Raw genomic sequence first — 11,326 nt, forward strand, 5'->3', positions numbered from 1 at the left:
TGAATGGAATGGGAGCAAGCTAAATGACCGTGTACGCAAATCCTGGAACCGAAGGCTCGATTGTTAACTACGAGGCGAGGTACGACAACTACATTGGCGGCCAGTGGGTGCCACCGGTGGAAGGTGAGTACTTCGACAATGTTTCGCCGGTCAACGGCCTCGTATTTACCCAGGCTGCCCGCGGTACTGCCGCAGATATCGAACTCGCACTCGACGCCGCGCACAAGGCTGCACCGGCGTGGGGCAAGACCTCTGCCGCAGAACGCGCGCTGATTCTGCACCGTATTGCAGACCGCATGGAAGAGCACCTCGAGGAGATCGCCGTAGCTGAGACCTGGGACAACGGCAAGGCCGTGCGTGAGACGCTCGCCGCCGATATCCCGCTGGCTATTGATCACTTCCGCTACTTTGCCGGAGCGATCCGTGCCCAGGAGGGACGCCTTTCGCAAATTGACGACGACACCGTGGCGTACCACTTTAACGAGCCGCTCGGTGTCGTGGCGCAGATTATCCCGTGGAACTTCCCCATCCTGATGGCGACGTGGAAGCTCGCGCCGGCGCTGGCAGCGGGTAACGCCGTGGTGATGAAGCCTGCTGAGCAGACCCCAGCGTCGATTCTTTACTTGATGAACATCATCGGCGATCTGATCCCAGATGGCGTGATTAATATTGTCAACGGCTTCGGCGACGAGGCTGGTTCGGCGCTTTCGGGCTCCGACCGCATCGCGAAGATTGCATTTACCGGCTCCACCCCCGTGGGCAAGCTGATTAACAAGGCCGCCTCCGACAAGATCATTCCGGTGACCCTCGAGCTCGGGGGCAAGTCACCGTCGATCTTCTTCCCCGACATCTTGGACAAGGACGACGCCTTCCGCAACAAGGCCGTCGAGGGCTTTGCGATGTTCGCGCTAAACCAAGGCGAGGTATGTACCTGTCCTTCCCGTGCACTCGTACACGAGTCCATCGCCGACGAGTTCCTCGAGCTGGGTGTCAAGCGCGTGGAGAACATCAAGGTAGGCAACCCGCTGGATACCGACACCATGATGGGCGCCCAGGCATCCCAGGAGCAGATGGATAAGATCACCGGCTACCTGGACCTTGGCCCGCAGGAAGGTGCTGAGACGCTGACCGGTGGTGCCATTAACAAGATCGATGGCCTGGAGAATGGCTACTACATCGAGCCCACCGTGTTCAAGGGCGATAACTCCATGCGCATCTTCCGCGAGGAGATCTTCGGCCCAGTCCTGTCGGTGGCGACCTTCAAGGATTACGAGGAGGCCATCAAGATCGCGAACGACACTAACTTCGGCCTCGGCTCCGGTGTGTGGTCGCGTAACGGAAACACCGCCTACCGCGCGGGACGCGATATCCAGGCTGGTCGTGTCTGGGTGAATCAGTACCACACCTACCCAGCGCACGCTGCTTTCGGTGGCTACAAGGAGTCCGGCATTGGCCGCGAGAACCACCTGATGATGTTGGGCCACTACCAGCAGACCAAGAACCTGCTTGTCTCCTACGCTGAAAACGAGACTGGCCTGTTCTAGGGGGCTTTTCGAAACGCTAGAAAGGGCGCGTGACCAGCTGGTCACGCGCCCTTTACCTGTGCTGCTTAGTGAAACCTAGGCCAGGTGGTTGGTTTCGATCGTCGCTGCCGCGCCGATATTGCGCAGGTTGGTGCGAGCGAGTGCAGCCATGCGGCCAATGCCACCACTGAAGACCGTCTTTGCGGCCGACTTGGAGAAGCCGAGCATCATTTCCCAAGTGATGTTTGGTGGGATCGACAGTGCATCCGGATCGGTGACCATATCCACCAGTACTGGGCCAGGATAAGCCAGCGCCTCGGCGATGGTGGACTCGAGATCTTGGGGATCCTCAATGCGGAATGCCTTGATACCAATGGCCTCGGCGATCTTGGAGAAGTTCACGTGTTCATGATCCGTTCCGAACTCCTTGAGTCCGTCGACCATCATCTCTAGCTTGACCATGCCCAGCGAGGAGTTGTTGAACACCATGATCTTGACAGGCAGGTCGTGCAGCTTCACGGTGAGCAACTCGGAGAGCAACATACCCAGGCCACCATCACCGGAGAAGGAAATAACCTGGCGGTTGCGGTCAGCGGACTGCGCGCCAATGGCTTGTGGCAAGGCATTGGCCATGGTGCCGTGTTTGAAGGAACCGATCTCCTGGCGCTTGCCGTTTGGAGTGATGTAGCGGGCAGCCCACACGTTGCACATGCCGGTATCTACGGTGAAGATTGCATCGTCAGCTGCGAGGCGGTCGATGATTCCTGCTGCGTATTCCGGGTGGATTGGCTTTGCCGATTCGGGGTGCTCACCGGTGTATGCGCCGATCACGTTATTGAGGGTGCGGGCATGCGCCTTGAGCTGTTTGTCCAAGAACGAGCGATCCGACTTTTCCTTGATATGAGGCAGGATGTTCTCGATCACGCAGCCGGTATCGCCGATGACGGGGTACTTCACGGTAGTGCGACGGCCGATGTGCGCGCCGTTGATATCAATCTGGGCGACATTTTTCTCTGGCAGCCAATCGTTGTACGGGAAATCCGTACCGATCAAAATCACCAGGTCAGCCTCATACATTGCGTCGCGGCAGGCACCGTAGCCCAGCAATCCCGACATACCCACGTCGAAGGGGTTGTCATATTGGATGTGCATCTTGCCGCCGAAGGCGTGGCCGATTGGGGACTTAATCTTCTCCGCTAGAGCGAGGACTTGCTCGCGTGCGTTCTTGACACCCTCGCCGCAGAAAAGCGTGACGGTGTCTGCCTCATTGATGGCGTCGACCAGTGCTGCGGCCTCGGCAGGATCAGGGAAGACCTTGGTATTGGAGCCGCGAGCGACCACGGACGCGGCAGGGCCGCCTTCGACGGCGTCTTCCTTGAACACGTCACCGGGGACAACCATGACCGAGACACCATTGCCGGCCATCGTCGACTGGATGCCGTTGTGGAAGATTCGAGCGCCTTGCTCAGCGGAATGCGCGGTTTCGCAGTAGCCGGAGCATTCTTGGAAAATCTGTTCTGGGTGGGTTTCCTGGAAGTACTGGGAACCGATCTGCAGGCTTGGAATATGCGAAGCAATGGCTAGGACCTTCGCTCCATTGCGGTGTGAGTCGTAGAGACCTTGAATCAAGTGAGTATTGCCCGGGCCGCAGGATGCAGCACACACTGCGAGCTCACCGGTGACAAGAGATTCGGCGCCGGCTGCGAACGCCGCTGCCTCCTCATTGCGGACATGCACCCACTCGATGGAACTCTTGCTAATTGCGTCAGAAAAGGGATTGAGGGAGTCACCCACGAGACCAAAGATGCGTTTGACGCCTTGGGCTTCGAGCATTGCAACTACTTGGGCAGCGAAGTTTTCAGCCATTCATATTCTCCTTTTGTTGTCGTGGCACCAGGCTACTCCCCAAACGTGGATCATTGCAGAGCGTTCATCTCCCGTATCGCACGATGTAAAGGCGCGCTGTCCCAGTGCCCCGCGTGCCCTCCGCCACCGAGATCGGGAATGCGACGGGCGCCGAAATAAGGAGAGGCCGGGTTCCTCCCGTGAAACGCAAAGTCCCCGTAATGGAGCAGTTGGATCTCGTCGTCGTAGGTGTCGGCGACGAAGACCTGCGGATCGCTTGCGTGCAGATGCAGATCACTGACGTGGAGGGCATTGACCCCAGGTGAGCCCATCAGCACCAGATTGTCGGCGTGAAGCCCATGGGTTTTCGCTGCCTCGACCGCGACCAGCGTGCCATAACTGTGAGCCAGGACTGTACGCGTTGCCGCGGGGAAGCGCTCAGCCAACGCCGCCTGAAAGAAGGAGAGATTATCCGCCCCGGCCTGCGCGTAGCTTTCTGAGGCGGCATCAAAAAGGAGTGATTCGGGCGCAGAATAGCCCAGCCACACCACCGTTGGCGTACCAGTATTTGTGACAAGTGTGGAGCCCCGCTCGAGATACGAGCCCAGCGCATGCGTTTCCGAAGAACCCACACCGGCCACGAGAGTATTAATCGCGTGCGGTTGCACCGAATCCATTTCGTCGGGATGAACACCAAGCAGTACCGAGATACCTCCATCACCTGATTCCAGCACCACACCGTTGTGCTCATTGATGAGCGCGCTGGCCTCAGGAGAAAGCTTGCCCAGATTGTCGCCGTGCACCTGGGAGAGCGGAACTCCGGCGGCGTCGAAGAGGAGATCGAGCTCGGGTTCGGGGACTTCCTGGGTGAGAAGAGCAAGCGCTCCCGCTACCTGGGCATCGATACGTGTGCGCTCGAGCTGCATCAATGCTATGAAGCCCGACGCTTCGGGCATAAGGGGCTGAATTCTGCGGGCAGCATTGATCGCCGAGACGCATAAAGTTTCGCCGATGTGGGCGAGCAGCAGGAGAGACATTGCCCGTTCGATGTTGTTGCGCGTCGCCTCCAGATTCGAGCGCAACCCCCGGAACCGCGTTCGAGCGGCATCGGCTGCAGTGCCCAGGAATTCTTCGTCGTCAAGCAGCGTGATTGCGGAGGTAATGGTGGCGATGCGGTCGTCGATACCTGCGCGCAATGCGCCTAGCTCGTGGTGCGCGGCATCGTAAGCCTGCGGAGCGTCGGGGCTGCGTGGCTTGATCACGGCAACCCCCAAGCACGGTCGAGCGCATCGGCCTCTCGCAGGAAAGCGGCGACGTCGCGTGCGTGCTCGCTGACACGCGTGCTATCGCGCACGATCTGGTCGTGCCACAGTGTGAGTGCTTTTTCGAAAGCCATAAAGGTGGCCGAGGGCAGAAGCGGATTGTGTGTCTGCGGCGGAGGCCAGCGAGGAACCACGGCCTCAAGGTGCGCAGCGGTGGTGGTGTGAAATCGCAGGGTGTCCATGTCATGAGCATGCGCGAAAAGCGGTGATGAGGCGAATAGGACCTGCAAAAACTGTGGAAAGATCCAAGTTATCCACATATTGTGGGGTCATGCGTATTGGACTCGTGCAAATTACTACCGGCGACAATAAGATGGATAACTTCCACATTGCGGAGCAGGGAATTCGCAAGGCCGCAGCCGAGGGCGCCAGCCTCGTGGTGTGCCCAGAGGCGACGTCACAGGCGTTCGATACCGGTCGGCTGGACAAGCAGGCCGAAGACCTCGACGGAGAGTTCTCTACCGCTATGAAAGAACTTGCCGACGAGCTAGGTGTGGTCATTGTGGCGGGCATGTTCCGTCCGGCCGATACCCACGGAGACATCAACCGGGTTTTTAACACCGCGCTGATCACAGGGCGGGGAATGCATCAGGGCTACAACAAGATCAACACCTTTGATGCCTTCAAATTTAAGGAATCCGACACCGTTAAGCCCGGCTCCGAGCGGGTGATCATCGAGGTCGACGGAGTGCAGATCGGTATTGCCATCTGTTTTGATATCCGTTTCCCCCAGCACTTTCAGGACCTAGCTCGCGAGGGCGCCGAGGTCATCGTGGTGCCCACCAGCTGGGCCGACGGACAGGGCAAGTTGCGCCAGTGGCGCGTGCTCACCGCGGCCCGTGCACTCGATTCCAACGTGTTTATCGCAGCCGCGGGCCAGGCGCGCCCGGGTGGAGATGCGGAGGCGGGAGGCGAAAGCGGACCGACGGGAATTGGCCACTCGACCCTGATCGATCCCTTCGGGGAGCAGGTGGCCGAGCTCGGGTACGAGTTCGATGTGCTGGTTGTAGATATCGACCCGGAGCTGACCATGAAGGCACGAAAGTCCCTGCCTGTGCTCTAGCTAGGTTCTTGGATGGGTTGCTGTTCAGACCAGTGATCGGGGCCCTCAGGAGTGGCCACGAAGATGCGGGCAGGGTCGGCCTCAGCGGAAAGAAGCGCGGCACAGACGGGGTCGACGTCGTCCTTGTCACCACCGATAATTACTGTGCGGCCCCACCACATGCCCACCCCGGAGACTAACGACGTGATCGGAAGTGCGACCGGAATGACATTTTCGTCGGCAACATCGAGCGCTTCAGAGACGGCCTGTTCGACGTGAAGGGTCACACTGAGCCACTGATGCGTCTGGGCGAGGCGGATAAACGTCGCCAGATCGTAGAAGTCGTCGGGATGTTGAGCTGAGATGATGAGGCTGACATTGGGTTGTGTGTCTGCCTCCAGCAGCTGGAAAATCAGGGCCTTGATCGGCGCCAGTCCAGTGCCGAGGGCCACCATGAGCACGTCGCGCCGGGCATCTAGGGTGCTGTCTAAGGCGTTTCCCGAGCGCAGACCCGCGAAACCATTCATGGCCTCGCCGATTGTCCAATACTCTCCAGGTTGGGCAGCAGAAACGGCGTCATTGGGGAGGGAAACGTGGAATTCCAACTGGCCGAACTGATTGGATGGGAATGCCGGGGCGAACTTCAGCCACGACCCACGCTGTGACGGCAACATCACCGGGAGGAATTGTCCAGGGGTGTAGTCGATCGGAGTGGGGGACTCCAGATGCACAACGGCCACCGACTGGGAGGTCTGCTCAATCGAGGCGACTTCGGCGGCGTGAGCAGGCGCGATTCCGGCGAGGTCGGCCTCGGAGGCAGACTCTTTCATGGCCTGGCAGATCTGAGTGATCACCCCGCGGGCGGCCTCGACGCGCTCGGCCGCTAGGTCGGCGCCAACCACTTGGGCAACAGAGTTTCCGAGGATCTCGCCGAAGGAATCATAGGTGTCGGACGGGAAGCCGTGACGACGATGTTCCGCACCCAGTGCCCGAACACGCGCGGACACGTCTTCGGACAGGGACTCGTCGCTAAGCGAATGCTCGAGTGCCCATGCCGTGGCGAGCGGGAGCTGCATGTGTGCGCCGGAGAGATCTTCGGGGAAGATCCCGCGGGCTGGTGGCAGTGCCTCGAAAAGTTGCTGGTGGACGAGATCGCGCAGCGCGTCCCCGCGCTCGCGCACAAGTGCACCAACATCCGCGAGGGTGTTCGACGATTCAGACATGCCACCTAGCGTAGTAGGTGATTAGTCGAAAGCGCCTACGTCGTAACCGGTAACGGGGCCCTCGGTGTTCGGGATCCAGCCCAAGGCAGGTGCGACGTGCTCGGCGAAGCCCTGGAGGATCTTCACGTTCAAGTCTACGCCCATGGTGTTGGGGATGGTGATCAAGACGGTGTCGGCGGCTTCGATGGCGGGGTCTGCCTTGAGCTGCTCGATGAGCGTGTCCGGTTCGGCGGCGTAGGTGCGGCCGAAGGTGACGTTGGAACCCTCGCCGAGTGAACCGATCTGGTCCTCGTGGCTCGCCTGAGTGGAGAAATAGCGGCGAGTTTCATCGTCGATGATCGGGAAGATGGATCGCGAAACGGACACGCGAGGGTTGTTCCAGGAGTGGCCCGCCTCCTTCCACGCGGCGCGGTAAACATCGATCTGGCTGCGCTGGACTTCGCCGAGCGAGCGACCGTCGGCCTCAGAAACGAGAGTGGAACTCATCAGGTTGACGCCGTCCTTTGCTGCCTGGACCGCGGAGCTATTCGAGCCCGAACCCCAGAACATGCGCGAGTGCAGGTCAGGGGACTGCGGGAAGACGGGAAGTGCGGTGCCCTCGCGGTACATGCGCGGGTACTGCTGGTCGGCGGGAGCGGCCTTGGCCATGCCGTAGCCGTCAATGGCGGACAAGAAGAGCTCCCACTTCTGGCGGGCAATATCGGCTCCGTTGGGTGCCTCGCCACCGTAGCCAAAGGACTCCCAGCCCTTGTCGGCAGGCTCCGGTGACCCACGAGAGATACCCAGAGCGGTGCGGCCGTCGGAAAGAAGATCCAGCGCGGCGGCCTCTTCGGCGAGGTACAGCGGGTTTTCGTAGCGCATATCAATCACGCCGGTGCCCACTTCGATGTGTTTGGTGGCACCCACCACCGCGCCGAGCATGGGCATGGGGGACGCGCCCTGAGGTGCGAAATGGTGCACACGGAAAGACGCGTTATTCACGCCGATCTCGTCTGCTGCCTTCGCAATCTCTAATTGGTCCTTGAGGACCTGGGCCGCATCGGGGCCCTGCTGATTGCCTATTGCATAGTGGCCGAAGCTTAAAAAGCCGAATGCCTTCATTGCTCACTCCCTAATTCCTTGAAACTTTGAGTTCGTATCAACAAGTGTAATGAAAATGGGGAATGCTTTATTCCCCAGCGCCCAAGCTTAGGCGCGTCGAGGGAGATGGTGCCGGACGCCAGTTGCGAAGAGCAAAGCCTAGTCCGAGAAAACCGAGGACAGCGAGCACAGCAGAAATATTCGGAAGCCCGATTGAGGCGCCCACGATTCCCGCGAGGGGATACGTGAGCAGGAAACAGGCATGCGATAAGGAGAATTGGGCAGCGAAGACAGACGAGCGATTATCTTCGGTGCTATTGCGGGTAACTAGGCGTGCAGACGGAGTGAGTACGGCAGACGTCGCGGCTCCGATGATGGCCCACAGGGCTAAGAGCGCGCCCCATTGCGCCGGACCCTCGAGCCAGGCAAGTGAGGCCACCGCCAGCAAAAGGAGAGCGGGCAAGGCCGTGCCGCCGGCGAGCATAGCGACGTGATCCGAGAGCTTGCGCAGCAGCCGAGGCATCGAGAGCGCGACAACCATCGAGCCTGCGCCGTTGGCCGCGAGAAGTAGTGCAACATCGGATTCGGATCTTCCGAGGCTGCCCTGGACAATGACCACCGTATTAACAATCACCATTGCCGAGGTCGCCGCGACCGCCAGGTTGAGGCCCATCAAACTGCGCAGTTCGGGTTTTGCCCAAAAAGCTCGCACGCCTTGGGTGAGCCGGTCGCTAAAGCGTGTGCCTTCCGAGCGTGGGACCTGGGGAAAGGCTGCCCACAATACAAGCAGCGTCGAGGCGATGAATCCCACCGCGGTACCCACGAACAGGTTGTTGTAGGTGATTACCGTCAGCAGCGCGGCGGCGATCATGGGGCTGACCAGGGATTCAAGATCGTAGGCGAGGCGGGAGAGTGAAAGTGCCTTGGTGTACTCGTCCTCGTCGGGAAGCACCGAGGGAATCACGGCCTGGAACGTCGGAGTAAATGTTGCGGATGCAGATTGCAGCAAGAAGATGAGGATGTAAATCTGCCACGCCTCGGTCACCAGTGGCAGGCACAGCGCAACGACGGCGCGGATCGCGTCGGCGGCAACGAGGACATGTTTGGGCTGGAACCGGGAGGAAATGGCCGTCATGAGTGGAGAGACTCCGACGTAGGCGACCATCTTGATGGACATGGCCGTGCCCATGACGATGCCCGCATTGCCACCCGCAATTTGGAAGGCGAGCAGCCCGAGCGCAACCGTGAGTAGGCCCGTTCCGAGGAGGGCGACCATCTGCGCGCCAAAAAGTTTGGCATAGGTCGGATTGTGCAAAACCGAGAGCATCTTAGCCTCGCTCCGCTGGTGAGTGGTGGTGGGGTGGTAGCTGCCCATTAGATACGGAGTGTTCGGCCTGGCGGATTGCCTCGGTGACCAGCTTCACCGCGTGCTCGTCGGTGAGCTGGTAAATCACGCTGGTGCCCTCTTGGCGCGTGGTTACGATGCGCGCCATGCGCAACCTCGCGAGGTGTTGGGAGACACCGGAGGGCTTCTTATCGACGATTTCAGCCAGCGCATTGACCGACAACTCTTGTTCTCGGCGCAGGGCGAGAATGATTTTGATCCGTGTTGGGTCGGCAAGGGTCTTTAAAACCTCGGCCGCGAGATCCACAAACTCAGAGTCGGGATCCATCCCGCATTTCTTAGTATCCGCATGCATACGCAGATACTAACACGAGGGCGAAGGGGGAGAGGGCCCTCGTCGTTAAGCGATGCTTTTTAACTCCCCTTCAGCAGCTTCCATGCCTTCGTGCCGGCCTTGCGCCCCGCACGATTCGCTCCCACCGTCGACGCCGTCGAGCCGTAGCCCGCAAGCAGAATCCGCTCATTGCGTTCCGGCGTGACCTCGTCTTTCATGGTGATGCCGCCGCCCGCATTGCGCAGCCTAAGCGATTTCAGGTGCGGCATATGCGCGCGGAAGCCGGTGTTCCAAAAGATCACGTCGACGGGTTCAATGTGGCCTGCCTCGAAAGGTTGCCAGGATTCGGGCACGCACAATTCGCTTATCGACGATTGCGTCCCCTCGAAAATCACACCGTCTTCAGTGACCTCGTTGAACATGCCGCGAGAGACTAAAACACCGCGTTCCGTACCTTCGAGGTAATCCGGGATCATCGGGATGCCCGTGTTCGAGACCACCGAGGTAGGTATGCCGCCCGTAAACGTGTTGGCGCGAACGCGCTCCTCAACTTTGAGGCCCCAGTCGCCCTCCTGGAAACCCGGCAAATACTGAGGTGGCTTATGTGTGGCCCAGATCGTCTCGGTGACTCCCTCGAGCTCCAGCAGGAATTGCACGGCCGATAAGCCGCCGCCGACGACCAAGGTTTTTAACCCGGCGAAATCTTCCTTGCGGCGATAATGCTTCGTGTGGAGCTGCTTACCCTGGAACTTTTCGATGCCGCGGATGTAGGGAATATAGGGGCTATCCCAGGTGCCCGCTGCGCTAATGACGACCTGTGCCTGGAAGCTCTCGCCGGTCTGCGTGGTCACGATAAAAGGTTCGTCGCCGGTGCCGCCGGTGACGGATTCGACGCGCGCCGGGCGTAAGACGGGAAAATTGAAGTGCTTTTCATAAGCGCCGTAGTACTCGGCTACCAGCTTGCTCGCAGGAATATGAGGATCCGGTCGCTCCATGTCTAAGCCTGGAAGGTTGGCAATTCCGTGGGCTTTCCCTAGAGTTAACGAGTCCCACCGGTGCCTCCAGGCGCCACCGGGGCCTGAGTTTGCGTCAATGACGAGGAAGTTTTCTATGCCGCGGCGGATCAGCTCGTGGGCTGCTGCGAGGCCTGCTTGGCCGGCGCCAATGATGATTACAGAATAGATTTTTGTTGACATGTACGCGAGTTTATCGTAGCTCGCCGACAAAAGCCCGTGAACAGGCTGTAGGCTAGTCACAGATAATTACACAAGAAAGGCTTTATATGGAGTTTACCCCGTATAGCATTTTGGTCGATGTCGGCTGGATCTCGAGGTCAAGTCCTTTTGAGTGGTGTATCCGCCAGCGGTTGACTCAGCGATGAACTGACCGCTGACGGAACAGGATTCCTTACGCCACCAGAGCCTCCTGACCGTCACCGACAACGACGCCGACGCCGTCAGCTGCCCGGGCCTTCGCCAGCATCTCCGCCGTCGAGGACAGCATCGCCAGAGGCATGTACCGACGCTGCTGCATCCAGTCCTCATGCTGCTCAGCCAGCACTGCCCCGACCAACCGGACCACCGAATCACGGTCAGGGAAGATCCCCACGACA

General features: G+C 59.7%; 11 protein-coding genes. 2 read left to right on the forward strand and 9 right to left on the reverse strand.

The window, feature by feature from the left end; all coding sequences use genetic code 11:
• The first annotated feature begins 23 nt into the window (after positions 1–23).
• Positions 24–1,544 carry an acetaldehyde dehydrogenase ExaC gene (gene exaC / locus A37O_RS0102940; protein WP_018296003.1) on the forward strand — a complete coding sequence of 507 codons (1,521 nt, stop codon included), beginning with the start codon at positions 24–26 and terminating at the stop codon, positions 1,542–1,544.
• 75 nt (positions 1,545–1,619) lie between these two features.
• Here exaC and A37O_RS0102945 read toward each other — a convergent pair whose 3' ends face one another.
• The 3 genes from A37O_RS0102945 to A37O_RS14515 are packed head-to-tail and all read right to left on the reverse strand — an operon-like array spanning position 1,620 to position 4,872.
• Entirely contained in the window at positions 1,620–3,389 is a 1,770-nt protein-coding gene (locus A37O_RS0102945; RefSeq protein WP_018296004.1) for a pyruvate dehydrogenase, read from the reverse strand.
• A 50-nt stretch (positions 3,390–3,439) separates the two neighbouring features.
• Positions 3,440–4,630 carry an alpha/beta hydrolase gene (locus tag A37O_RS0102950; RefSeq protein WP_018296005.1) on the reverse strand — a complete coding sequence of 397 codons (1,191 nt, stop codon included), beginning with the start codon at positions 4,628–4,630 and terminating at the stop codon, positions 3,440–3,442.
• Positions 4,627–4,872, reverse strand: a complete 246-nt coding sequence (locus tag A37O_RS14515) for a hypothetical protein (RefSeq protein ID WP_018296006.1) — start codon at positions 4,870–4,872, stop codon at positions 4,627–4,629. The genes A37O_RS0102950 and A37O_RS14515 overlap by 4 nt, the downstream gene beginning before the upstream one ends.
• A gap of 89 nt (positions 4,873–4,961) precedes the next feature.
• Here A37O_RS14515 and A37O_RS0102960 point away from each other — a divergent pair, with 89 nt between their 5' ends.
• On the forward strand, positions 4,962–5,753 hold the full coding sequence (locus A37O_RS0102960; RefSeq protein ID WP_018296007.1) for a carbon-nitrogen hydrolase family protein: 792 nt from the start codon (positions 4,962–4,964) through the stop codon (positions 5,751–5,753).
• On the opposite strand, the gene A37O_RS0102965 is transcribed toward A37O_RS0102960, so the two are convergent.
• The 6 genes from A37O_RS0102965 to A37O_RS14520 form a co-directional block, all read right to left on the reverse strand.
• Complete coding sequence (locus A37O_RS0102965; protein WP_018296008.1) at positions 5,750–6,955, reverse strand: hypothetical protein; 1,206 nt, start codon at positions 6,953–6,955, stop codon at positions 5,750–5,752. The genes A37O_RS0102960 and A37O_RS0102965 overlap by 4 nt on opposite strands.
• A gap of 21 nt (positions 6,956–6,976) precedes the next feature.
• Positions 6,977–8,056: an LLM class flavin-dependent oxidoreductase gene (locus A37O_RS0102970; RefSeq protein WP_018296009.1), complete on the reverse strand. Its 1,080-nt coding sequence runs from the start codon at positions 8,054–8,056 to the stop codon at positions 6,977–6,979.
• Between the two features lie 67 nt (positions 8,057–8,123).
• Entirely contained in the window at positions 8,124–9,410 is a 1,287-nt protein-coding gene (locus A37O_RS0102975; protein WP_245533775.1) for an MFS transporter, read from the reverse strand.
• On the reverse strand, positions 9,364–9,735 hold the full coding sequence (locus A37O_RS0102980; RefSeq protein WP_026196085.1) for an ArsR/SmtB family transcription factor: 372 nt from the start codon (positions 9,733–9,735) through the stop codon (positions 9,364–9,366). Before A37O_RS0102980 ends, A37O_RS0102975 begins: the two co-directional genes overlap by 47 nt.
• A 59-nt stretch (positions 9,736–9,794) precedes the next feature.
• Positions 9,795–10,910, reverse strand: coding sequence for an NAD(P)-binding domain-containing protein (locus A37O_RS0102985; RefSeq protein ID WP_018296012.1), 1,116 nt, complete (start codon positions 10,908–10,910; stop codon positions 9,795–9,797).
• A 211-nt stretch (positions 10,911–11,121) separates the two neighbouring features.
• Positions 11,122–11,326, reverse strand: a 205-nt coding sequence (locus tag A37O_RS14520; protein ID WP_018296013.1) for a transposase, incomplete at its 5' end; no start/stop codon positions are given.

It is taken from the genome of Corynebacterium lubricantis DSM 45231 (assembly GCF_000379425.1).
GTDB lineage: Bacteria > Actinomycetota > Actinomycetes > Mycobacteriales > Mycobacteriaceae > Corynebacterium > Corynebacterium lubricantis.